The organism is Blastococcus sp. SYSU DS0828 (assembly GCF_054050975.1).
Genome location: NZ_JBJHAK010000015.1, coordinates 61,660 through 83,978, shown reverse-complemented (window position 1 = coordinate 83,978; position 22,319 = coordinate 61,660). Strand labels below are relative to the sequence as shown.

The window sequence follows — 22,319 nt, the reverse complement described above, 5'->3', positions numbered from 1 at the left end:
GCGCTCCGGCTCTACAGCGCCGGACCGCCCAGCCACAGCCTCCCGACGAGTGAGGTTCCTCCGGGGGAGCCGACCGGCTCCCACCGCGTCGACCAGCCCATGGCGTGCAGCTGCACGAGCGCGGCGCCGATCACCGCGCCGACGTTCAGCGCGGTGGTGAGGGTGACGGTGTCGGAGAGGTGGAGGTCGACGACGCCGTCGCCGTCGCCGCCGTGGCGCAGCACGACCGGGAACTCCGGGAGGGCGGCGGCCGCGACGCGGAACGCCTCTGCGACGGCGCCGAGCTCGCCGGGCCGGGGCACGAGGTCGGTCGCGGGGGAGCGGGACGCCACCACGTCGCGCGACCCGTAGGGGAAGAGGTCCTCGCCGGGCAGCCGCACCAGCGGCCGCGTGCCCTCGTCGGCGTCGTCGGCCGGCCGTCGCGCCGGCAGCCCGCGGACGACCGCGACCGGAACGCCGGCCAGCTTGCCCTTCACCAGGTCCGCGGCGGAGGCGAGCTCGTCGACGACGGCGACCCGGGTGGTCTCCAGCCGGTTGCCGTGGGCGTCCAACGCCCCGCGGAGGTCCTCGAGCGCGACGATCCCGGCGGCCCCGACCGCGACGTCGGTGAGCCCCTCGCGCCAGGTCCGGCCGAAGGTGTCGCTGACCACCACCGCGACCTCCACCCCGGCCAGCTCCCGCAGCCGGGCCCGCAGCCGCCGGGCGGAGGCGTCGGCGTCCTCGGGCAGCAGGACCAGCGAGTCGGCGGAGACGTTCGAGGCGTCGATGCCGGCGGCGGCGACGACCCAGCCCTGCCGGGTCTGCACGATCTTCAGCGGCCCGCGGCGGGCGACCACCCGCACCGTCTCCGCATCGATCGCCCGCTGGCGGGCGGCCTCCCGGTCGGTCCCGGGCTCCAGGCGGACCAGTCGGCCCTCCACCTTCGAGACCACCTTGGAGGTGACCACGACGACGTCGCCGTCGGCGAGCCAGGGCGCGGCGCGCGCGATGGCCGCGGCCAGGTCGTCACCGGCGGCGAACTCCGGCAGCCCGGCGACCGGGTGGATCGAGACACCGGATGGCACGGCCCCGTCCAGAGGCGCGCGGCGATCGTGCGAGCCGTGCGGAGGACGGGGTCCTTCTTCAGGCACAGGCATCGAGCGCGGCGCGGGCCAGGGCCGTGGTGGCCTCGGGGGTGGACATGAGCAGCGGCAGCCGCCGGACGTCGACGCCGGGCACGTCGGCGGGGTCGTCCTCGGCGACCAGCCAGGCGTCGAGCAGCCCACCGTCGGCGCGGGCGCCGTAGTGCCGGCCGACCCCCTCGGCGCTCACCTCGATGCCCAGCACGGGCAGGCAGCGGTCGGCCATGCCGCGCACGACCGCGCCGCCCACGATCGGCGAGACCCCGGCGATCCGGGCCGGTGAGGACCGCAGGGCGTCGCGCAGCCCGGGCACGCCGAGGACCGTGCCGATCGAGACCACGGGGTTGGAGGGGGCGAGCAGGACGGCGTCGGCGGAGGCGAACGCCTCCACGACGCCGGGTGCGGGGCGGGCACCGTCCACGCCCACCTGGACGAAGGCCGAGGGGTCGAGCCCGGCCCCGTGGCGCACCCACCACTCCTGGAAGTGGATCGCGCGCGACCGGCCGTCCTCGGGGTCGGTGACGACGACGTGGGTCTCCACCCGCTGGTCGCTCATCGGCAGCACGGTCACCCCGGGCCGCCAGCGTTCCGCGAGCGCCGCCGTGACCTGCGAGAGCGGGTAGCCGGCGTCGAGCATCCGGGTGCGGATCAGGTGCGTGGCCAGATCGCGGTCACCGAGGCCGAACCAGGCGGGGTCGGCGCCGTAGGCGGCGAGTTCCTCCTTGACCGTCCACGACTCGCCGGCCCGGCCCCAGCCGCGCTCCTCGTCGATGCCGCCGCCGAGGGTGTAGACGACCGTGTCCAGGTCCGGGCAGATGCGCAGCCCGTGCAGCGTCACGTCGTCCCCGGTGTTGACCACGGCCGTGATCTCCGCCTCGGGGGCCGCGGCGCGGACCCCGCGCAGAAATCGAGCCCCTCCGGTCCCACCTGCCAGCACGACGATCTGCACGAAACGCATGGTGCCCGATGAGCACTTGTCGACTGTTCGCCGGGCGTGTCGAGGGCTACCACGAGATGTGACGAAGGCCCCGTGACGGATGGGGCTGGTGTGGCGTGTCGCTTACACCGGGCGAAGTTGACGCCTGGGCAACGACACGCGTGTAATTCCGGCGGTGTCAACGAGTGCTGATCGGCCCGGGAACGTCCTGCCGGCCGCGCACCGGGACGAGAGCGAGAGGGGACGCACCGTCATGGCAGAGGTGTCGTGGTTGAGCGACTACGTCAACGGGTCGGAGCGGTCGGCCGACCGGCTGCCGGTCACCGGGCATGCCACGGGCCAGGCCGTGGGCCAGGGGACGGGGCAGCCGTTCGTCGGCTTCCTCGGCTTCGGGCTGGAGCCGGACACCCAGTCCTGGCAGGAGCAGGCGCTGTGCGCCGAGACCGACCCCGAGGCGTTCTTCCCCGAGAAGGGCGGCTCCACCCGCGAGGCGAAGAAGATCTGCACCGGCTGCGAGGTCAAGGCCGAGTGCCTCGAGTACGCGCTGGCCAACGACGAGCGCTTCGGCATCTGGGGTGGCCTCTCCGAGCGCGAACGACGCCGGCTCCGCCGCCGAGCGGTCTAAGGACCCCCTGCTCCCCACCGCTCGCGAGCTCGCGGCGGGTCCCTGCAGGGGCCGATCCAGCACTCTCACCCCAGCCGCCGGCGCCCCTCGCCGGCGGCTGTGGTTCTGTTCGGGCATGGTCGCCCGCGTCGCCCTCGGTCGAGCGCACGTGGTCCACGAGGTCCGGGCCGCGGAGCCGCTGGCGGAGGCGCTGGCTGCGCCGCTGACCGCCCGCGCGCCGTGGCTGACCGCGGTGCTCAACCACGGCGCCGCGCGCCCGCTGCCGACCCGCCCCGCCGCCGTCGTCGTCCCGGGGCACAGCGACGGCACGCCGCGCGCCGCCGCCTTCCTGGAGCTGCGCCGGCGCGGGGTGCTCACCCAGGTGACCGTGCTGGGCCAGGCGACCCGGCCGCTGCCCGGTGGCCGCCCCACCGCGCGCCTGCTGGCCCGTGACGACGAGGCCGCCGGGCACCTCGCCGAAGGGGTGCTCGGCCTCCTGGGCTCGCTGCGCGGGCCCTGGGCGCTGCACCTGACCGGGCTCCCCCTGGGTGATCCCACCGCCCGCGCGCTGGCTGCCCGGCTGCCCACCGCCGTCCTGGCCAACGCCCGCACCGCGCTGCTGGTCGACGCGCTCGACCGGGCCGGGCTCGTGGAGCGCACGCACGACCACCGGCACCTCGAGCGCTGGCTCCCCGCGTTCCTCGCCGCCGCGCCCGATCGGCGGGCGCGGGAGTTCCTGCGGGCCGCGGCCCGGCTGCACGCGGCCGTCGGCCGCCTGGAGGTGGCGGTCGTCGCCGAGGGCGACCGGCCGCGTGCCGGGCTGCTCACCCTCGTCGACGGCGGGAACCGCTGGCCGTGGTGGGGCATCGACGGCGACGGCGGTCCCCGCACGGTGATGGGCGCACCGGTGAGCACCCTCTCCGTGCCGGTGCGGCGCTGGCCCCGTTGAGGCTCAGCCGGGGAGGTGGACCCGGCTGCGCTCGGGCAGGAGCGGGGCGCTGCCCGTGCCGAGGCGCAGCTCCCCGGTGGCGGCCCGGGCGCTGTCGGCAGCCGGTGCGCCCTGGGGCACGAGGGTGAGCTCCAGCGGGTAGACCCGGCCGGTCGGCTCCGGGGCCGAGCCGCCCGGCCGGAGGACCGTCGGGGCGCGCCCGCGCACGGTCCACCGCTCGCCGTCGCGGGAGACGACCAGGTCCTCACCCTCGACGACGGCGTGCTCGACGGGCGTGGCGGTGCACCCGGCGGCGACCGGGTCGGCCGGGGCCTCGGCGGCCAGGCAGTTGTAGGTGGGCAGCCGCAGCTCCAGCCGGGCCGTGCCGGCGGAGGTGGTGAGCCGCGCCTCGGGGTAGGCCGCGGTGACGCCCACCGCCCGCGGCTCCAGGACGAGCCCGCCGGCGACCAGGTCGGCGACGAGGGCGTCGGGCGCCCCGGCGTCCGAGGTCGGCGCGGGACCCGGCGTCCCCCGGTCGTCGGTCCCGGGCCCGCCGGCGGAACCGCTCGCCGCGAGCCGGCCGGCCGCGACCGCGGCGGCGGTGCCGACGACCGCCAGGGCGACGACGCAGAGCGCGGCCAGGACGGCGCGGCCCCGCCCGTGGTCCTCGCCGGGAAGAGCGGGCGCCACCGACGGCGGGGCCAGCGTCGCCCAGCCGGCGGGGGACGGCGGCTCCGGCCGGGTGCCCGGTGGGTGCTCGTGGAAGTCGGCCAGGTCGTCGACCGGATCCGGTGCGCCGGCCGCGCGGGACCGGCGCGCCCGGACGACGGCCGTGGCGGCGACCAGGACCGCCACGGCCAGGACGCCCAGGACCACGCCGGTGACCAGCCAGGCGGTGGTGGCGGCGGCGTCCATCCCGTCCAGCATGTCAGCGGGTGGGGTCGATCTCCTCGGGATCCCGGCCCAGCAGGGTGGCGACCTGGTCGACGACCACGTCGCGCACCAGGTCGGCGAGGTCCTCCCGGTCGTGCGCGCGCAGCTCCAGCGGCCGGCGGTAGACCACGATCCGCGGCGGGACCTCCTGGCCCTGTTCGCGCCGGGCCGGCAGCAGCCGGGCCAGCGGGACGCCCGCGTCGTCGAGGACGTCGGCGTCCAGCAGCGCCTCGTCGGGATCGGTGTGCTCGACCCAGGGCACGTCCTCGACGGCGAACTCCACCCCGGCCAGCTCGCGCTCCCAGCGGCGTTCCAGGTCCTCGACGGCGTCCAGGACCAGGTCGTCGAACAGCTCGGCCCGGCTGCGCGACAGCGGCACCTCGGCAGGGGCGAGGCGCCCGCGCAGGCCACGACCGTGGCGGTCGCGACGGGAGCGGGCGCGGCGGCGCGGAGGATGGCTCATGACTGCCCGAAGGGTACGGCGACCCGCGACACGCCGGGCCCCGGGACGGCTCGCCGGGCGTTCTCCCACGTCGAGCCGCGCCGGTCCCGAACCCGCGCCCGACCGGTGACGATGCCCACGGGGTCATCGTGCAGGATGGTGCGCCACAGCCGGTTTCCCGGTGTGCCTGCTGTCGCGCACCGCCGGGCGGGATTACTGTGCCGTGCGTGAGGAACCGGTGGTGAGGCAGTCACGGCGCTGCTCGCGCAGCGGCTGCGCGCAACCGGCAGCGGCGACCCTGACCTACGTCTACGCGGAGTCGACCGCTGTCGTGGGCCCCTTGGCGACGTACTCCGAGCCGCACAGCTACGACCTGTGCGAGTTCCACGCGGAGCGGCTGACCGTCCCGCGCGGCTGGGAGGTCGTGCGGCACGAGATCGACGTCGAGGACGCCGGGCCGACGGGGGACGACCTGCTGGCCCTGGCCGACGCCGTCCGCGAGGCCGCCCGCCCCGAGCCGCCGCGCGCTCCCGCGGACGACGGCAGCGGCATCCGGCGCGGGCACCTGCGGGTGCTTCCCGACCTCCCCTAGAAGGACCACCCTTCCCCCCACGCCTCGCAAGCTCGGCGCGAGCCCCGGAAGGGTGGCCGTTCCAGCGCGTGGCGGGGCGCGCCGATAGTGTCGCGGCGTGCGTGATCTCTCGGCCCTGATCAAGGCCTACGACGTCCGCGGGGTGGTCCCCGACCAGTGGGACGAGGACGTCGCGCGGGCGATCGGGGCGGCGTTCGCCGAGTTCGTCCTCGTCGAGAGCGGTGCGACCGCCGTGGTCACCGCGCACGACATGCGCGAGACCTCCGTCCCGCTCTCCCGCGCCTTCGCCGAAGGCGTCATCGGCCGCGGCGTCGACGTCGTCGAGGCCGGGCTGGGCTCCACCGACCTGCTGTACTTCGCCGCCGGATCGCTCGACGTGCCCGGGGCGATGTTCACCGCCAGCCACAACCCCGCGCAGTACAACGGGATCAAGATGTGCCGTGCCGGGGCCGCCCCCATCGGGCAGGACTCCGGGCTGGTCACCATCCGCGAGTGGGCCGAGCGCGACACCTACGAGCGCGTGCCGGAACGGGTCGGCACCGTCACCACCCGCGACGTCCTCGCCGACTACGCCGCGCACCTGCGCTCGCTGGTCGACCTCGCCACGATCCGGCCGCTCCGCGTCGTGGTCGACGCGGGCAACGGCATGGGCGGGCACACGGTCCCGGTGGTCCTCGCCGGGCTGCCGCTGGAGATCGTGCCGCTGTACTTCGAGCTGGACGGGTCGTTCCCCAACCACGAGGCCAACCCCCTGGACCCGGCGAACCTGGTCGACCTGCAGCGCGCCGTCGTCGAGCACGGCGCCGACATCGGCCTGGCGTTCGACGGCGACGCCGACCGGGTCTTCGTCATCGACGAGCGGGGCGAGCCGGTGAGCCCCTCGGCCATCACCGCCCTGGTCGCGGTGCGCGAGCTGGCCAAGGGGCGCGGGACGACGATCATCCACAACCTGATCACCTCCCGGGCCGTGCCGGAGATCGTGCGCGAGCACGGCGGGCAGCCGGTGCGCACGCGCGTGGGGCACTCGTTCATCAAGGCCGAGATGGCCCGCACCGACGCGGTCTTCGGTGGCGAGCACTCCGCGCACTACTACTTCCGCGACTTCTGGCGGGCCGACACCGGCATGCTCGCGGCCATGCACGTCCTGGCCGCGCTGGGGGAGCAGGGCCGGCCGCTGTCGGAGCTGACCGCCGCCTACGCGCGCTACGCCGCCTCCGGCGAGATCAACTCCACGGTGGCCGACGCGGGGGAGCGGATGGCGGCGGTGCGGGAGGTCTTCGAGAAGGAGGAGGGCGCGACGGTCGACGAGCTCGACGGCCTGACCGTCGAGCTGTCCGACGGCGCGTGGTTCAACCTGCGGGCCAGCAACACCGAGCCGCTGCTGCGGCTGAACGTGGAGGCGCCGGACGAGGCGCGGATGAGCGAGGTGCGCGACCGGGTGCTCCGCACCGTGCGCGCGGAACAGGAGTCGAAGTGACCACACCCCGGAGCGGCGCCCCGAGCGGCCCGCTCGGCCTGGACCCGGAACTGCTGGCCATCCTCGCCTGCCCGGACAGCCACCACAGCCCGCTGGCCGTCGACGAGGCGGCCGGTGAACTGGTCTGCGGCACCTGCGACCGGGCGTTCCCGGTCCGTGACGGCATCCCCGTGCTGCTGCTCGACGAGGCGCGGCACCGCTCGTCATGACCTCGCCCGAGCTGGCCGAGGAGGTCCTCGACGACCTCGAGCTGCTGCGCGCGCGGGATCCGCGCGGGCTGCTGCCGGCCGTGGCCGGGTCCGGTGCGCAGGTCCGGGAGACCGCGCGGCTGACCGAGGAGGCCGGGCTGGACCGGGTCACCGAGGGCGGCCGGCCCCGCGGGCTCGTCATCGTCGCCCGGCGGGAGGGCGCCGTGGCCGCGTCGGTGCTGCGGGCACTCCTCGGCCCCTCCAGCCCGGTCACCGTCGACGTCGTCCCCGGTCCCGCGCTGCCCGTGTGGACCGGCCCCAGCGACGTCGCGGTCGTGGCCACGCGCACCGGTGCGGGCGCGTACGCCCTCGCGCCGGCCTACGAGGCCGCCCGCCGGGGGGTAGCGCTGGTCGGGATCGGCGCCGAGGACGCGCCGCTGCGCGGCGTGTGTTCCTCGGCCCGGGCGCCCTACGTCGCGCTGCCGGCGAGCCGCGTCCGCCACACGACCCTCTGGTCGCTGCTCACGCCGATGCTTCGCCTGGCGGCCGACCTGAGGCTGCTGGCCGACGGCGTGGCCGACACCGAGGCGGTGGCGGGGGCTCTGGACCGGGTGGCCGAGGAGTGCGGCCCGGCGCGGGAGTCGTTCGTCAACCCGGCCAAGAGCCTGGCGCTGGAGCTGCTCGACGCGCTCCCGGTGATCGCCTCGGAAGGGCCGCTCGCCGGGGCGGCGGCGACCCGCGTCGCCGACCAGCTGGCCACGCTCGCGGGGCTCCCGGTCGCCGACTTCCGGCTGCCGGACCAGCGGGTTGCCGCCTGCGCCGTCCTGGGCGGGCCGCTCGCGCCGCAGGACGCGGCCGACGACTTCTTCCGGGACCGCGTCGCCGACAGCGGCCGGCGGCTGCGGCTGCTGACGATCCGCGACAGCGACGCCGGCGGGCACGACGGCGCGGGGGAGCGGGAGCCACGCTCGGCGGCCGAGGCGATGCAGCAGGTGCTGAGCACCGCCGCGGCGCACAGCGTGCCGGTCAGCGGCCTGGCCGAGCACGGGGAGCCGGAGCGGTTCGCTCGGCTGCCCCGCCTGGCCCGGCAGCTGGCCGTCGCCGACTTCAGCGCCGTCTACCTGGCGCTCGCCCTCGACACCGAGCGGGCCCGACCTCGCTGAGTGCGCGCGCGGCCCGTGGCGGGTCCACCATCATGGCGACAGCACGCCGGTGCTGACCGATCGGAAGGAACTCCCTTGGCGGGTGGACTCGTAGCCCTGCTCGACGACGTGGCGGTGCTGGCGCGCGCGGCCGCGGCCTCGATCGACGACATCGGGGCGGCTGCCGGGCGGGCCAGCATCAAGGCGGCCGGCGTCGTCGTCGACGACACCGCCGTCACGCCGCAGTACGTGCACGGGCTGAACGCCGACCGCGAGCTGCCGATCATCCGGAAGATCGCCGTCGGATCGCTCCGGAACAAGCTCCTGATCATCCTGCCGGCGATCCTGCTGCTCAGCCAGTTCCTGCCGTTCCTGCTCACCCCCATCCTGATGATCGGTGGTGCCTACCTCTGCTACGAGGGAGCGGAGAAGATCTGGCACCGGGTGAGCGGCCACGCAGAGGCGCACGCCACGGTGGAGGACGCGCTCCCGGACGAGAGCACGATCGTGTCCGGGGCCGTGCGCACCGACTTCATCCTCTCGGCCGAGATCATGGTGATCAGCCTCAACGAGGTGGCGAGCGAGGGCTTCCTGTCCCGGGCGGCCATCCTGGTGGTCGTCGCGCTCGGCATCACCGTGCTGGTGTACGGCGTCGTCGGCGTCATCGTGAAGATGGACGACGTCGGGCTGAACCTGTCGCAGCGGACCTCGAAGGGGCTCGCCGCGTTCGGCCGCGGCCTGGTGAAGGGCATGCCGAAGCTGCTGTCCGCCCTCACCGTCGTCGGCACCGTCGCCATGCTGTGGGTCGGTGGGCACATCATCCTGGTGGGCACCGACGAGTTGGGCTTCCACCCGCTCTACGAGTTCGTGCACCACCTGGAGGAGGCAGCGCACGACGCCACCGGCGCTCTCGGCGGGGTCGTGGGCTGGCTGGTCAACACGCTGGGCAGCGCGCTGCTCGGGCTGGTCGTGGGGGCCGTGGTGGTCCTGGTCATGAACCTCACGGTGCACCGGGGCAAGGCCGGGGCCGGGGCGCACTGAGACGCGGCGCCGGCGGCGCCGCACCCGTGCCCCGGTCGCCGGGGCGGGGGAGAAGGCCACCGTCCCGGGAGGTCCCCGCCCCGGGCGCCGCGGGGCCGTCCCGCGGTGTGACCACGGGCGACCCGCCCCGCGGGGGTGAGGTTCGTTCCCGGGGACGCGGTCGGGCCGTAATCTGCCCAGACCATGTGGCAGCTGAGCAACGGTGTGCGGTTCTACCCGTGGGGGAGCCGCACCGTGATCCCCGAGCTCCTCGGTGAGCCCGTGCCCGCGGAGCGGCCGCACGCGGAGCTGTGGATCGGGGCCCACCCCGACGAGCCCAGCGTCCTGGCCGACGGGCGCCCGCTGGACAAGGCGATCGCCGAGGAGCCCGCCGAGCTGCTGGGCACCCCGGTGGTGGAGCGCTTCGGGGCGCGGCTGCCCTTCCTGATGAAGGTGCTCGCCGCCGAGACCCCGCTGTCGCTGCAGGCGCACCCCACGACGGAGCAGGCCGAGGCCGGCTACGCCGCCGAGGAGGCCGCGGGCATCCCGCACGACGACCCGACGCGGACGTTCAAGGACCCCTTCCACAAGCCCGAGCTGCTGCTCGCGCTCACCACGTTCGAAGCGCTGTGCGGGTTCCGCCCGGTGGAGGAGTCGCTGCACTGCCTGGCCAAGCTGCAGGTGCCTGAGCTCAAGCCCACCATCGCCGCCCTGGCGCGCGGCGGCCTGCGCGCGGCGATCCCGCAGCTGCTGGCGCTGCCCGGGGAGCGCCGGACGGAGCTCGTGGCCGCCGTGGCCACCGCGGCGGGCAGGTTCGTGGCGGCGCACGACCCGGAGTTCATCAACACCTACCGGTGGGCGGCGACCCTCGCCGAGACCTACCCCGGCGACCCGGGCGTCGTCATCTCGCTGATGTGCAACCACCTCAAGCTGGCCCCGGGAGAGGCGGTGTTCCTCCCCGCGGGCAACCTGCACGCCTACCTGTCGGGTGCCGGTGTCGAGGTGATGGCCAGCTCCGACAACGTGCTGCGCGGCGGGCTGACCGCCAAGCACGTCGACCTCGCGGCGCTGATCGAGGTCCTGGACTTCTCCGACGGGCGGGTGCCGGTGATCCACCCGGTGCTCGGGCCAGGCGGCCTGCGCTACCCGGTGCCGGTGCAGGACTTCGACCTCACCCGCTGCCAGCTCGACGAGCAGGCGGGCACGCTGACCACGCGCGGACCGCAGCTCCTGCTGTGCACGGACGGCACCGCGGTGCTGGCGTCGGTCGACGGAGAGCTGACCCTGGCGAAGGGCCGCGCGGCGTTCGTCCCCGCCGGTGCGCCGGTCGCCGCTCGCGGCCCGGCGGTGCTCTACCGGGCCACCACCGCCATCTCGTGAGACGCCGGCCGGCCCCGGCGTTGCGCCGACGGGGTCCGGCAGCCGCGGCCTAGCGTCGGGCCGGTCGCCGTCCGGCTGGTGGGGGAGTTGCGTGCACGTACGACCCGGTTCCCGGTCCCGTCGGCTCGCCGGTGCGGTCCTCGCGTTCGGCGTGGCGATGGCGTCGGCCGGCTGCGAGGCGGCGGACGTCGGCGAGGGCGCCGACCGCACGGAGGCCACGGCGGCGCCCGCGCTCGTCACCGGCTCCGCGCTCGCCGCGCTGGACGAGCTGGACGTCAAGGGCCGCGCCCCGAAGACCGGCTACGGCCGGGACCAGTTCGGCGCGGGCTGGGTCGACACCGACCGCAACGGCTGCGACACGCGCAACGACGTCCTGGCCCGGGATCTGACCGGGGAGACCTTCCAGCCGGGTACCCGGGACTGCGTCGTCGCCACCGGCACCCTCGCCGACCCCTACTCGGGGGAGACGATCCCCTTCCTCCGCGGCCAGGACACCAGCGCCGACGTGCAGATCGACCACGTGGTCGCGCTCTCCGACGCGTGGCAGAAGGGCGCCCAGGGCTGGGACGAGCCACGGCGGGTCCGGTTCGCCAACGACCCGCTCAACCTGCTCGCCGTCGACGGCCCGCTCAACATGCAGAAGGGCGACGGCGACGCCGCCACCTGGCTGCCGCCGGACCGCGGCTACCGGTGCGCCTACGTGGCCCGGCAGATCGCCGTGAAGGCCGCGCACGGCCTCTGGGTGACTCCGGCCGAGCACGACGCCATGGCCGGGGTACTCGCGGGGTGTCCGGACGAGCCGCTGCCGTCCGCCGACCATTCACCGCTGCCCGTCCCGCAGCCGGCGGCGACCGTTCCCGAAGCCGACCCGCGGTCCGCGTCGGCGCCCCGCTACGCCGACTGCGCGGCGGTACGGGGCGCCGGAGCGGCGCCCATCCACCGGGGTGAGCCGGGCTTCTCGGAGGCGTTCGACGGCGACGGGGACGGGGTGGGCTGCGAGTCCTGACGTGTGCCGCGACGATCCGGTGGGCCCGCCGCCTGGCTCCCGGGACGTCGCGTGCCCGGCGCGCTGCTCGCGGCGCGTCGAGCACTGCAGGCCACTCCACGAGGCTCACGCCGGTCGGGCGCGGTTCCTCGATGTCGAGCCGGGGCTGCAGTCGGCGTGCCACTGAGGCGTCCACGCGGCCCTGTCGGCTTCGGGCCAGGTGAACGTCTCGCGGGTGGTTCAGGACGGCGAGCCGAAGGCGCGACCGGACTGGCGCAGGAGTTCCGGGCGCACCGGCCCGGCCCCGAACCCGTGGGGACCGGTGCTGGGTGTGCTGTCGGGGTGAGGACGGTTGGCCTGCCTACGGGGCGTCCGGGGTCGCGGGCGCTGCCAAAGGCGTGGCGTGCAGGGAGGCGAGCAGCTGCAGCCTGTCCGCGCTGGGCGAGCCGGGCGCGGCGTGGTAGACGATGAGCTGGCGGCCGGGTGAGCCCTTGACGTCGAGCGTGTGGTGGTCGAGGACGAGGTCGCCGACGTCGCGGTGGCGGAACGCCTTGGAGTCGTGCGTCTTGCCGCGTACGTCGTGCTTGGCCCACAGGTGGCGGAACGCGGAGCTGGCCGTGGAGAGCTCGACCACCAGCCGGCGCACGGCATCGGCGGAGTCCACGTGTCCCAGGGCCAGGCGCAGGTTGGCCACGCAGGACTCCGCGGCTCGGTCCCAGTGGGCGTAGAAGCTGGAGCCGACCGGGTCGAGGAACGTCATGCGGGCGACGTTGTCGATCCGGTCGAAGTCCGAGTACAGGGCGCCGGCCAGGGCGTTGTGCGCCAGCACGTCGAGCTGCCGGTTGATGATCACCGCGGGGGTGTGCGGCCACGCCTCGAGCAGGTCCAGCAGTGACTGCGGCGGCGCCGGGGTGGTGGGCGCCAGGGTGGTGGGCGCCAGGTGGGCCAGGCGGAAGAGGTGCTCGCGCTGGTCGGGGTCGAGGCACAGGGCGCTGGCGATCGCGTTGAGCACGGACGGTGACGGGTTGCGTTCGCGGCCCTGCTCCAGGCGGGCGTAGTAGTCCACGCTGACGCCGGCCAGCATCGCCACCTCCTCGCGACGCAGCCCGGGCACGCGGCGGGTGGTGTGCCCGGTCAGCCCGACGTCGTCGGGCTGGAGGTGGCCGCGGCGGGCCTTGAGGAACGGGCCGAGGTCTGCGGTGCGCACGTTCCGACCGTAGGGGCCGCTCACCTCGGCAACCAGGACCTGGTGCTCCCTGGCAGCCGTCGGCCGCGGCGCGCCGGGGCCCCTCGGCCCGGCGCGCCGCCTGCTCAGCGTCGGGTCATCACGAACCCGGCGTGGTGAAGGACGCCGTCCAGCAGCTGGCCGAACGCCCAGAAGCCGGAGTCGTCCAGGTAGGTGACCCGGTCCTCGTGCAGCCAGTAGCGGCCGGTGTACGCGTCGGCGCGCCCGCCCCGGGTCTCGGAGTAGCGGCCGTCTGGTCGCAGGTGCTGCAGCAGGCCGCGGCCAGGGTCGTGCCAGGTGCCCACCCACGTCTCTCGGACGGCCGGGTCCGCGACGTCCTGTCCCGCGGGCCGGGTCGGCTCGCCGTCCCAGGCCTCGAGGTGTCCGGCGACCCACACCGCCAGCAGGTCCTGCGGGTCGACGACCAGCATGCTGTGCACCTGCGCCTCGCTGACCGGGCGGCGCACGACGGCGAAGGTGGCCGGGTTGCCGGGCACGAGGTCGTACCCGCCGCGCCGGGCCGGCGGCAGCTGCGCCACGGCGCTGTCCACCAGCAGCGGGACGGCGTAGGCGCCGTCGGCGTCGATCACCTCCGCCCCGGGGTCGGCCGGCCCCGCGGCCAGACGCTCCCCGACCACGTGCAGATCGCCGGGCGCCACGGTCCCGGACCCGGTCCTGACGTGCGCACGCGTGACGACGAACGTGTCGGCGTTGGGCGGGGTCACCGGCCGGCTCCGGTGGTGGCGAGACGCTCGGTGATCGCGGCGACCGAGTCGTGCACCTGGGTGCGCAGGGCGTCGACGTCCACCCCGACGAGGGCGCCGTCCCACTTGCGCACCTGGCCGGCCACCCACACCGAGGTGATGTTCGAGCGGTCGGCGCCCAGCACGAGGGTTCCGACGGCGTCGTGCAGCGGCATGGTGTTGATCGCCTCGGCGTCCACGATGACGAGGTCGGCCTGCTTTCCTGGGGTGATGGAACCGGTGCGGTCGTCGAGCCGCAGCGTGCGCGCCCCGGACAGGGTCGCGAAGTCGAGCACGTCGCGGGTGGTGATGCGGCTGGGCGCCTGCCCGGTGCCGTAGGCGGCGTTGACCGCGCGCATGCGTTGGATCGTCAGCAGCGACCGCATCTGGGTGAACATGTCGGAGGCCAGCGCGACCTCCACGTCCACCGACAGCCCGGGCCGGATCCCGTGGGCGAGCGCCTCGTCGACCGGCGGGACGGCGTCCTCCAGCCCGATCTGGGCGTCGGAGGTGGGGGCCAGCGAGACGGTGACGCCGTGGTCGCGCATCGCCGCCCAGGCGTCCGCGGACAGCGCCGTGGAGTGGATCGACTCCAGGTGCGGGCCGAGCAGCCCTTGCCCCTGCCAGTCCAGGATGGCGCGGGAGGCGGCCTGACCGAACATGACGTCCAGGCTCACGCCGATGTCGAGGTCGGCTGCGACCCGAGCCAGGTCGGGACCGTAGGCGAGGTGCCCGGCGATGTCTCCGGTGGCCAGTGCCGCCACGCGCAGCGTGACCAACTGGTCGTCGGTGGGGACGTAGGTCGAACGCAGCCGGGTCAGGTCCGCGGGCCACTGGCCGTCCCAGTCGCCGAAGTGCGGGGCCATGGAGGCGTGCACACCGCGGATGCCGGAGTTGATCAGCGCGGTGATCGCCGCGTCCGAGTGGGCGGTGGTGCGCGAGTTGTGCGAGAAGTCGAGCATCGTGGTGATGCCGCCGTCCAGTGCGGTCAGCGCGGCCAGGCGTGTGCCGAGGTACACGTCGTCGGGGGCGTAGGTCGGCGCCACGTGCATGAGCGTGGACTGCAGGTATCCGGCGAGGTCGTCGACGTCGGGGATGGTGCGGCGCATCTGTGCCTGCCAGGCGTGCCGGTGGGTGTCCACCATGCCCGGGGCGACGATGCTGCCGGTCACGTCGACGGCGATCGCCCCGGCGTCCGGAAGGTCGCGGCCGACGTCGACGATGCGCGCCCCGCGCACCAGGACGTCACCGGTGTCGATGGTTCCCAGCGCAGGATCCATCGTCACGACGGTCGCGCCGCGCAGCAGGACGAGGCGGTCGGGATCGGTGGCGGAGCGGTTCAGTGCGTCCAGGACGGGGTCGGTGCTCATCGGGCGTCCTTCCGGTGCATGGTGTAGCCGGCGTGGTGCAAGGCGTCGTCGGCGAACCGGCCGAAGGCCCAGAAGCCGAGGTCGTCGAGGTAGTCGATGCGGTCACCGTCGACCCAGTAGCGGCCCGCGAAGGCGTGCGGGCGGCCCCCGCGGGTCTCGTCGTAGCGGCCGTCGGCGGTCAGTTCCTGGTGCAGGAAGTCGCCGGTGTCGACCCACACGCCTACGCGGCCCGGGTCGACCGCGAGCCGGTCGGGCTGCAGCCGGGTGCGGGGCGGCACGGAACCGAGGGGGTCGCCGGCCCAGTGGACTGGGCGTCCCCCCTGCAGGACTGCGAGCAGTAGGTCGGGCCGCGTGAACGCGGTGTGCAGTGCCGTGGCCAGGTCCGGGGCGTGCTCGTCGGGCACGACGGCGAGGTCGGCGTCCGCGCCGGGTGCGAGCGTCCCGGGGCCGGTGCCGCGCGCGACGGCGCCGAGGGTGGTGGTCGCGTCGAGGCGGGCGGGGAGCACGGTGGTGCCGGTGGCGTCGATGACCACGGCGCCGTCGTCCTCGGCCGCGGTGACGATGCCGGGCCCGACGCCGACGACCAGCGTGCCGCCGAGGAGCACGTCGGCGTCGTGCATGGTGCCGATCAGCGGGTCGAGGGTGTGGATCGTCGCGTTGGTCAGCAGCAGCGGCCGATCGGCGCCGGCGCGGACGGCGGCCAGTCCGGCGGCCGTGAAAGCGGGGAAGGTGGTGGGCATGGCTTCACCCTCGTGCGGCCCGACACGGCGGAGAAGGCCGCGATGCACCCAGGGAGTGCCGCACCCCGGCAAGGGGAACTGGCTCTTCTACGGCGCGCGATCCCCGAGGCAACCGGCCGACGGACGGCCTGGAGCTGCCGGGGGAGAGAGCGGGTGACCTCGACGGGCGGGCGGGTCTGCGGTGGAAGCGCCGGGACGAGCCCCGCATCAGGCCCCGATCACCATGGGGGCGACATCGCCCGGCCGTGGCCTCGATCCACCGACCGGCGGGGTGCGCGGTGTGGTTCTCGGGCGAAGGGTGAGTGCCGCCTTCAGGGGGCCGGCCGGCCCAGCCGATGCAGGCGGTGCACAACCGACGTGCGTGAGCAGGGACGGGCGCCCGTCCCGGACCGCGCGTCTAAGCTGGACGCCGGCACGAGCCCCGCCGAAGCCTCGGCATGCTCGCTCTCTCAGACCACCCCGTAGCGCCCCGCGGGCCACGGCCCGGGCGCGGACACTGGAGCGACATGACCGCCAGCACTGGCACCCGCACGCTGACCGACGGCGACTTCAAGGTCGCCGACCTCTCCCTGGCGCCGTTCGGCCGCAAGGAGATCCAGCTCGCCGAGCACGAGATGCCCGGCCTGATGGCGCTCCGCGCCGAGTACGGCGATGCCCAGCCGCTGGCCGGTGCCCGCATCGCCGGGTCGCTGCACATGACCGTGCAGACCGCCGTCCTCATCGAGACGCTGACGGCGCTGGGCGCCGACGTCCGCTGGGTGAGCTGCAACATCTTCTCCACCCAGGACCACGCCGCGGCGGCGATCGTCGTCGGCGACGGCACCCCCGAGCAGCCGGCCGGCGTGCCCGTCTTCGCCTGGAAGGGCGAGACGCTCGAGGAGTACTGGTGGTGCACGCAGCGGCTGTTCGAGTTCCGCGACGAGAACGGCGACGTCGTCGGCCCCAACATGCTGCTCGACGACGGCGGTGACGCCACCCTGCTGATCCACCTGGGCACCCGCTTCGAGGCCGACGGCGTCGTCCCCGACACCACCGAGGCCGACTCCGAGGAGTACGGCGTGATCCTCGACGTGCTGCGCGGCACGCTCGCCGAGGACGGCCAGTACTGGACCCGCATCGGCCAGGGCATCACCGGCGTCACCGAGGAGACCACCACCGGCGTCATGCGCCTGTACGAGCTCGCCCGCGAAGGCCGGCTGCTCTTCCCGGCGATCAACGTCAACGACTCGGTGACCAAGAGCAAGTTCGACAACCTCTACGGCTGCCGGCACTCGCTGATCGACGGCATCAACCGCGCGACCGACGTGATGATCGGCGGCAAGGTCGCCGTCGTCTGCGGCTACGGCGACGTCGGGAAGGGCTGCGCGGAGTCGCTGCGCGGCCAGGGTGCGCGGGTCATCGTCACCGAGATCGACCCGATCAACGCCCTCCAGGCGGCGATGCACGGCTACGAGGTGACCACGCTGGACGAGGTCATCGGCAAGGCCGACATCATCATCACGGCCACCGGCAACAAGGACATCATCTCGGCCGACCAGCTGAGCCGGACCAAGCACCAGGCGATCATCGGCAACATCGGGCACTTCGACAACGAGATCGACATGGCCGGCCTGGCGCGCACGCCGGGGATCGAGCGGACCACCATCAAGCCGCAGGTGGACGAGTGGCGGTTCGCCGACGGCCACACGATCATCGTGCTCTCCGAGGGCCGGCTGCTGAACCTGGGCAACGCCACCGGGCACCCCAGCTTCGTGATGAGCGCGTCGTTCTCCAACCAGGTGCTGGCGCAGATCGAGCTGTGGAACAACCGGGCCGCCTACGAGGGGCAGACCCCCGGCGTCACGGTGCTGCCCAAGAAGCTCGACGAGCACGTGGCCCGGCTGCACCTCGACGCGCTGGGCGTGAAGCTCACCCAGCTCACCAAGGTGCAGGCCGACTACATCGGCGTCCCGGTGGAGGGGCCCTACAAGAGCGACCACTACCGCTACTGAGGAAGGACCCCCTCGCCCCCACCGCTCGCGGCGGGACCCTGCGAGGGGGCCGTTCCAGTCCCTGACAGGGGCCGGCCGCTCGTGACCCAGCGCGGCGATCTGCGGCCCTGATCAGCCTGTTCCGCCCCGCCCGGGGGATCTTCTCCGGGCGGGGCAGAGCGTTTTCGGGGGTGCGTCACGCAGAATGGGCGCCGTGCCCCCCACTGCTCCGCAGAACGGACCCAGCCGTGGCCGTGTCCTGGTCGTCGACGACGACGCCGCCCTCGCCGAGATGCTCGGCATCGTGCTGCGGCGCGAGGGGTACGAGCCGGCCTTCGTCTCCGACGGCAACCGCGCTGTCGGCGTCTTCCAGCAGACCAGGCCCGACCTCGTGCTGCTGGACCTGATGCTGCCCGGCCGCAACGGTCTGCAGATCTGTCAGGACATCCGGACCCAGTCGACGGTGCCCATCGTCATGCTCACCGCGAAGGGCGACACGATCGACGTCGTCCAGGGGCTGGAGGCCGGCGCCGACGACTACGTCACCAAGCCGTTCAAGCCCGTCGAGCTGGTGGCCCGCGTGCGTGCGCAGCTGCGCCGGGGGGAGACCGGGCAGGCGGAGAACCTGAGCATCGGCGACGTGCAGATCGACGTCCCCGCGCACCAGGTCACCCGGGACGGCGTCCCCATCGCGCTCACCCCGCTGGAGTTCGACCTGCTGGTGGCGCTGGCGCGCAAGCCGCGTCAGGTGTTCACCCGGGAGCTCCTGCTGGAGCAGGTGTGGGGCTACCGGCACGCGGCGGACACCCGCCTGGTCAACGTGCACGTGCAGCGGCTGCGGGCGAAGGTCGAGCGCGATCCGGAGAAGCCCGAGGTCGTGCTGACCGTGCGCGGGGTGGGCTACAAGGCCGGGCCTCCGTGAGCGGATCCGGATGCACCGTGAGCGGAGCGGTGCCCGCTGGGCGCGGAGTCCCGGGATCGGCAGCCGGCTGAGGGACACTGAGGCGGTGACCGCCACCCGGACCCCCGAGACGGGCGCCGGGTCCGGGCAGTACTCACCGGATCCCGGGCGCGGCCCAGGGGCGCGCGAGGAGCTCCTCCGGGTAGGGCGCGGGCTGCGCCGCCGCGCCGGGCAGGTGCGCCGCCGCGTGCGGCGCACCGCCGGTGCTCTCGGCTCGCGGGCGGCGCAGGCCTGGCGGTCGTCGCTGCAGGTGCGGATCGGCGCGATCACCATGCTCCTCGCCGGCACGGTCGTGCTGATCGTGAGCATGGTGCTGTTCAGCCAGATCCGCGACCAGCTGCTGCGGGTGAAGCGCGACGCGGCGGTCGACCAGGTGCAGGCGGGCGTCGTGTACGCCCAGAGCGAGCTGGCCGGCATCGCCACCGGGGACGCCGCCAGCGTCCGCGCCACCCTCGAGCGCACGGTGAACCGGCTGCTGGACCGCGGTGGCGCGGCCGGCGACTTCGACGTCGTCATGATCTACCGGCCGAGCGGCGGGGCAGAGGTCCCGGCCACCAACCGCCGGCCCCTGTACGCCGCGCTGCCCCCCGAGCTGCGGTCGGCGGTCGACGCCGGCAACCAGGCGTCGAAGTACCACCGGGTGCCCGGCGAGTCCGGTGACCCCCGGCCCGGCCTGCTGGTGGGGGCGCCGGTCAGCGGCGACGCGCAGGGGCCCGACCGGATCGAGCTGTACTACGTCTTCCCGCTGCAGCAGGAGCAGGAGAGCCTCCAGCTGATCCGGAGCACGGTGGTCATCAGCGGGGTGGCGCTCACGCTGCTCGTGGTCGGCATCGGCGTCCTGGTCACCCGGCTGGTGGTCGACCCGGTGCGACAGGCCGCCGGCACCGCCCAGCGGCTGGCCGAAGGTCAGCTCGAGGAGCGGATGGAGGTGCGGGGCGAGGACGACCTCGCCCGGCTGGCGACCAGCTTCAACGCGATGGCCGACAGCCTGCAGCGGCAGATCACGCAGCTGGAGGGGTTGTCCCAGCTGCAGCAACGGTTCACCTCGGACGTGTCCCACGAGCTGCGCACCCCGCTGACCACCGTGCAGATGGCGGCGGAGATCCTGCACGAGGCCCGGGAGGACTTCCCGGCGCACGTCGCCCGCTCGGCCGAGCTGCTGCGCGCCGAGCTCGACCGGTTCGAGGCGCTGCTCACCGACCTGCTGGAGATCAGCCGCTACGACGCCGGCGCGGCCGTGCTCGACTCGACCCCGACCGACATGGGTGCGCTGGTCGGCCGGGTCGTCGACGGGATGAGCTCGCTCGCCGAGCGTCACGGCTGCGAGCTGCGGGTCACCCGGCCGGCCGAGGCGGTCCTGGCCGAGGTGGACGTCCGCCGGGTCGAGCGCATCCTGCGCAACCTCGTCGGCAACGCCATCGAGCACGGTGCCGGGCGCCCGGTGGAGATCACGCTGGCCGCCAACCGGTCGGCGGCCGCGGTGACCGTGCGCGACCACGGGGTCGGGCTGAGCTCCGGCGAGGCGCAGCACGTGTTCGACCGGTTCTGGCGCGCCGACCCCTCGCGGGTGCGCACGGTCGGCGGCAGCGGCCTCGGGCTGTCGATCAGCCTGGAGGACGCCCGTCTGCACGGCGGTTGGCTGCAGGTGTGGGGGCAGCCCGGCGCCGGCGCCCAGTTCCGGCTCACCCTGCCGCTGGTGGCCGGCGGGGATCTGACCAGCTCGCCCCTGCCGCTGCGTCCGGTGAGGCTCCAGCGACCAGGCGCGGCGCGGTGAGGCGGCGTGCGTCGGTCGCCGTGGCGTTGCTGACGGCGCTGCTGACGCTGGTCGCGTGTTCGACGGTGCCCACCGACTCACCGACGGTGCTGATCACCCAGGCGCCGGCCCGGGTGCCGGAGGCGGTCGGCATCGAACCGATCGCGCCGGCCCCCGGGGCCAGCACCGAGGAGATCGTCCGCCAGTTCATCGACGCGGCGGCCAGCACCGTGCGCCGTCACCCCGTGGCCCGGGAGTACCTGACCCCGGCGGCGCGGGAGTCCTGGGACGACACGAGCGGCATCAGCATCATCGGCAGCGACTACGCGGTCGTGACGACCGACGAGGGCGCGGTCACCGTGACCGCCAACCTGATCGGCACGGTCGATCCCCGCGGCGTGTTCACCGTGGCCGAGCGGGGCGTCTTCACCCGGGATTTCACCCTGGAGCGAGTCGACGGCGAGTGGCGGATCAGCAACCCGCCGGACGGGCTGATCATGCTCGAGCCGGACTTCCGGCGGCTGTACGACGAGGTCGCCGCCTACTTCCTCGACCCCACCGGGTCGCGCGTGGTCCCCGACCCGCGCTACCTCATCCGCGGCGAGTCCCAGCCCACGGTGATGGTGGAACGGCTGATCGCCGGCCCGTCGCCGGCGCTGGCCGCCGGCGTCCTCAACCCGCTGAGCGGCGTGGAACTGGAGCGGTCGGTGACCGTCGAGGGGCAGACGGCCACCGTGGAGCTCACGGGTCTGCCGGCCGAGCCGGCGCCGCTCCTCGCCGAGATCTGCGCGCAGCTGGTGTGGAGCCTGCAGCAGCTGGTCCGGCCGCGGATCGTCAACGTCGTCGTCCTGCTCGACGGGGAACCGATCGCCCCCGACGGGGTGCCGCAGCGGCAGACCGCCGAGGACTGGGCGTCCTTCGACCCGGACGCCGTACCCGTCGACGGGGTCGGCCACTACATCGATGCGGGGGCCGTCCGCACGGTCCCACGGGGCGACCCGGTTCCCGGACCGGCCGGAGAGGGCGTCTACGCGCTGGAGAGCGCCGCCGTCGCGGCGGCCGGCGGTGAGCTGAACTTCCTCACAGGTGTCCGCGCCGACGGCACGGGCGCCACGCTGCTCGCCGGCCCCTACGGCGGCGAGCTGGCGCCGGTGCTCGACGGCCGCACGCTCAGCGCACCCACGGTCGCCGCGACCCGCACGGAGGCCTGGGTGGTGCGGGACGGCGCGGAGCTGGTCCGCGTTCCCGCCGGAGGGCCGCCGCAGCCGGTCGCCGCTCCCACCCTCCCCGGCCTCGGGCGGGCCGACGTGCTGCAGCTCTCGCCCGACGGCGTCCGGGCCGCCGTGGTGGTGGAGGGCAGCCAGGGGCGCCGGCTCCACGTCGGCACCGTCGTCCGCTCGGACGCGGACGGCGCCGTCGTGCTCCGCGACCTGCGCGCCGTGGCGCCGACCCTGTCCGGCGTCGTCGACGTCGGCTGGCGGGACAGCGGCGAGCTGCTGGTGCTGGCCGGCGACGAGGGTCAGGACCGCATCGTCCCGTACTCGGTGGGTGTGGACGGCTGGGGCCTGAGCCCGGTGCCGACCTCGGGGCTGCCCAGACAGCCCACCGCGCTGGCGGCCGCCCCGTCGCGCCAGCCGCTGGTGAGCACCGGCGCCGACATCTGGCAGCTGTCCGGCGGGAGGTGGGTGACCCTGGTCCGCGGGGAGGAGCCGCTGCCGGGGACGGCGCCCTTCTACCCGTCCTGAGGTGCACCCGTCCTGAGGTGCACCGCCGTCCACAACCCGGAAGCGGCGTCCACCTCGTGCCCG

At 74.7% G+C, this 22,319-nt stretch carries 21 protein-coding genes; 13 read left to right on the top strand and 8 right to left on the bottom strand.

Annotated elements, in window-relative coordinates:
* Positions 1–11 precede the first annotated feature (11 nt).
* Positions 12–1,064 carry a coenzyme F420-0:L-glutamate ligase gene (locus tag ACI79Q_RS13370; RefSeq protein WP_456614835.1) on the bottom strand — a complete coding sequence of 351 codons (1,053 nt, stop codon included), beginning with the start codon at positions 1,062–1,064 and terminating at the stop codon, positions 12–14.
* Between the two features lie 58 nt (positions 1,065–1,122).
* Positions 1,123–2,079, bottom strand: coding sequence for a 2-phospho-L-lactate transferase (gene cofD / locus ACI79Q_RS13365; RefSeq protein WP_456599944.1), 957 nt, complete (start codon positions 2,077–2,079; stop codon positions 1,123–1,125).
* 373 nt (positions 2,080–2,452) lie between these two features.
* Here cofD and ACI79Q_RS13360 point away from each other — a divergent pair, with 373 nt between their 5' ends.
* Positions 2,453–2,683, top strand: coding sequence for a WhiB family transcriptional regulator (locus tag ACI79Q_RS13360; RefSeq protein ID WP_456589959.1), 231 nt, complete (start codon positions 2,453–2,455; stop codon positions 2,681–2,683).
* A gap of 115 nt (positions 2,684–2,798) precedes the next feature.
* On the top strand, positions 2,799–3,611 hold the full coding sequence (locus ACI79Q_RS13355; RefSeq protein ID WP_456614834.1) for a GNAT family N-acetyltransferase: 813 nt from the start codon (positions 2,799–2,801) through the stop codon (positions 3,609–3,611).
* A gap of 3 nt (positions 3,612–3,614) precedes the next feature.
* Here the strand turns inward: ACI79Q_RS13355 and ACI79Q_RS13350 are convergent, their stop codons facing one another.
* Both ACI79Q_RS13350 and ACI79Q_RS13345 read right to left on the bottom strand, forming a co-directional pair.
* On the bottom strand, positions 3,615–4,505 hold the full coding sequence (locus ACI79Q_RS13350; RefSeq protein WP_456614833.1) for a hypothetical protein: 891 nt from the start codon (positions 4,503–4,505) through the stop codon (positions 3,615–3,617).
* A gap of 13 nt (positions 4,506–4,518) precedes the next feature.
* Positions 4,519–4,986 carry a metallopeptidase family protein gene (locus tag ACI79Q_RS13345; RefSeq protein ID WP_456589942.1) on the bottom strand — a complete coding sequence of 156 codons (468 nt, stop codon included), beginning with the start codon at positions 4,984–4,986 and terminating at the stop codon, positions 4,519–4,521.
* Between the two features lie 220 nt (positions 4,987–5,206).
* On the opposite strand from ACI79Q_RS13345, the gene ACI79Q_RS13340 reads away from it, so the two are divergent.
* The 7 genes from ACI79Q_RS13340 to ACI79Q_RS13310 all read left to right on the top strand — a co-directional run bounded on the left by ACI79Q_RS13340 (position 5,207) and on the right by ACI79Q_RS13310 (position 11,770).
* Positions 5,207–5,557 (top strand): DUF3499 domain-containing protein, encoded by a 351-nt coding sequence (locus tag ACI79Q_RS13340; protein WP_456589941.1) that lies wholly within the window; start codon positions 5,207–5,209, stop codon positions 5,555–5,557.
* A 97-nt stretch (positions 5,558–5,654) separates the two neighbouring features.
* Entirely contained in the window at positions 5,655–7,034 is a 1,380-nt protein-coding gene (locus ACI79Q_RS13335; RefSeq protein WP_456614832.1) for a phosphomannomutase/phosphoglucomutase, read from the top strand.
* A complete protein-coding gene (locus ACI79Q_RS13330; RefSeq protein WP_456597080.1) occupies positions 7,031–7,243 on the top strand; it encodes a Trm112 family protein in 213 nt (70 codons plus the stop codon). Before ACI79Q_RS13335 ends, ACI79Q_RS13330 begins: the two co-directional genes overlap by 4 nt.
* Complete coding sequence (locus ACI79Q_RS13325; protein WP_456614831.1) at positions 7,240–8,385, top strand: SIS domain-containing protein; 1,146 nt, start codon at positions 7,240–7,242, stop codon at positions 8,383–8,385. Before ACI79Q_RS13330 ends, ACI79Q_RS13325 begins: the two co-directional genes overlap by 4 nt.
* Before the next feature lie 75 nt (positions 8,386–8,460).
* Positions 8,461–9,405, top strand: coding sequence for a DUF808 domain-containing protein (locus ACI79Q_RS13320; protein WP_456589937.1), 945 nt, complete (start codon positions 8,461–8,463; stop codon positions 9,403–9,405).
* A gap of 183 nt (positions 9,406–9,588) precedes the next feature.
* The gene (manA, locus tag ACI79Q_RS13315) at positions 9,589–10,764 is read left to right on the top strand and encodes a mannose-6-phosphate isomerase, class I (protein ID WP_456589936.1); all 1,176 of its coding nucleotides are present in this window, start codon (positions 9,589–9,591) and stop codon (positions 10,762–10,764) included.
* 91 nt (positions 10,765–10,855) lie between these two features.
* On the top strand, positions 10,856–11,770 hold the full coding sequence (locus tag ACI79Q_RS13310; RefSeq protein ID WP_456614830.1) for a GmrSD restriction endonuclease domain-containing protein: 915 nt from the start codon (positions 10,856–10,858) through the stop codon (positions 11,768–11,770).
* A 340-nt stretch (positions 11,771–12,110) separates the two neighbouring features.
* On the opposite strand, the gene ACI79Q_RS13305 is transcribed toward ACI79Q_RS13310, so the two are convergent.
* From ACI79Q_RS13305 to ACI79Q_RS13290, 4 genes are all read right to left on the bottom strand, one after another.
* Complete coding sequence (locus ACI79Q_RS13305; protein WP_456614829.1) at positions 12,111–12,956, bottom strand: helix-turn-helix domain-containing protein; 846 nt, start codon at positions 12,954–12,956, stop codon at positions 12,111–12,113.
* A 104-nt stretch (positions 12,957–13,060) separates the two neighbouring features.
* Complete coding sequence (locus tag ACI79Q_RS13300) at positions 13,061–13,699, bottom strand: Atu4866 domain-containing protein (protein ID WP_456614828.1); 639 nt, start codon at positions 13,697–13,699, stop codon at positions 13,061–13,063.
* Complete coding sequence (locus ACI79Q_RS13295) at positions 13,696–15,087, bottom strand: amidohydrolase family protein (protein ID WP_456614827.1); 1,392 nt, start codon at positions 15,085–15,087, stop codon at positions 13,696–13,698. Before ACI79Q_RS13295 ends, ACI79Q_RS13300 begins: the two co-directional genes overlap by 4 nt.
* On the bottom strand, positions 15,084–15,827 hold the full coding sequence (locus tag ACI79Q_RS13290; RefSeq protein ID WP_456599937.1) for an Atu4866 domain-containing protein: 744 nt from the start codon (positions 15,825–15,827) through the stop codon (positions 15,084–15,086). The genes ACI79Q_RS13295 and ACI79Q_RS13290 overlap by 4 nt, the downstream gene beginning before the upstream one ends.
* Before the next feature lie 506 nt (positions 15,828–16,333).
* Here ACI79Q_RS13290 and ahcY point away from each other — a divergent pair.
* From ahcY to ACI79Q_RS13270, 4 genes are all read left to right on the top strand, one after another.
* Entirely contained in the window at positions 16,334–17,818 is a 1,485-nt protein-coding gene (ahcY, locus tag ACI79Q_RS13285) for an adenosylhomocysteinase (protein ID WP_456597088.1), read from the top strand.
* Between the two features lie 184 nt (positions 17,819–18,002).
* Complete coding sequence (mtrA, locus tag ACI79Q_RS13280) at positions 18,003–18,719, top strand: MtrAB system response regulator MtrA (protein ID WP_456589929.1); 717 nt, start codon at positions 18,003–18,005, stop codon at positions 18,717–18,719.
* Positions 18,720–18,804: 85 nt separating this feature from the next.
* On the top strand, positions 18,805–20,532 hold the full coding sequence (mtrB, locus tag ACI79Q_RS13275; RefSeq protein ID WP_456589928.1) for an MtrAB system histidine kinase MtrB: 1,728 nt from the start codon (positions 18,805–18,807) through the stop codon (positions 20,530–20,532).
* Between the two features lie 20 nt (positions 20,533–20,552).
* The gene (locus ACI79Q_RS13270; protein ID WP_456613630.1) at positions 20,553–22,256 is read left to right on the top strand and encodes an LpqB family beta-propeller domain-containing protein; all 1,704 of its coding nucleotides are present in this window, start codon (positions 20,553–20,555) and stop codon (positions 22,254–22,256) included.
* Positions 22,257–22,319: the final 63 nt, after the last annotated feature.

Bases quoted from the DNA above. Each gene is read 5' to 3' on its own strand.
- manA (WP_456589936.1), top strand. From the start codon at position 9,589: ATGTGGCAGCTGAGCAACGGTGTGCGGTTCTACCCGTGGGGGAGCCGC.
- ACI79Q_RS13290 (WP_456599937.1), bottom strand. From the start codon at position 15,827: ATGCCCACCACCTTCCCCGCTTTCACGGCCGCCGGACTGGCCGCCGTC.
- ACI79Q_RS13350 (WP_456614833.1), bottom strand. From the start codon at position 4,505: ATGGACGCCGCCGCCACCACCGCCTGGCTGGTCACCGGCGTGGTCCTG.
- ACI79Q_RS13355 (WP_456614834.1), top strand. From the start codon at position 2,799: ATGGTCGCCCGCGTCGCCCTCGGTCGAGCGCACGTGGTCCACGAGGTC.
- ahcY (WP_456597088.1), top strand. From the start codon at position 16,334: ATGACCGCCAGCACTGGCACCCGCACGCTGACCGACGGCGACTTCAAG.
- ACI79Q_RS13295 (WP_456614827.1), bottom strand. From the start codon at position 15,087: ATGAGCACCGACCCCGTCCTGGACGCACTGAACCGCTCCGCCACCGAT.
- cofD (WP_456599944.1), bottom strand. From the start codon at position 2,079: ATGCGTTTCGTGCAGATCGTCGTGCTGGCAGGTGGGACCGGAGGGGCT.
- ACI79Q_RS13345 (WP_456589942.1), bottom strand. From the start codon at position 4,986: ATGAGCCATCCTCCGCGCCGCCGCGCCCGCTCCCGTCGCGACCGCCAC.
- mtrA (WP_456589929.1), top strand. From the start codon at position 18,003: ATGGGCGCCGTGCCCCCCACTGCTCCGCAGAACGGACCCAGCCGTGGC.
- ACI79Q_RS13325 (WP_456614831.1), top strand. From the start codon at position 7,240: ATGACCTCGCCCGAGCTGGCCGAGGAGGTCCTCGACGACCTCGAGCTG.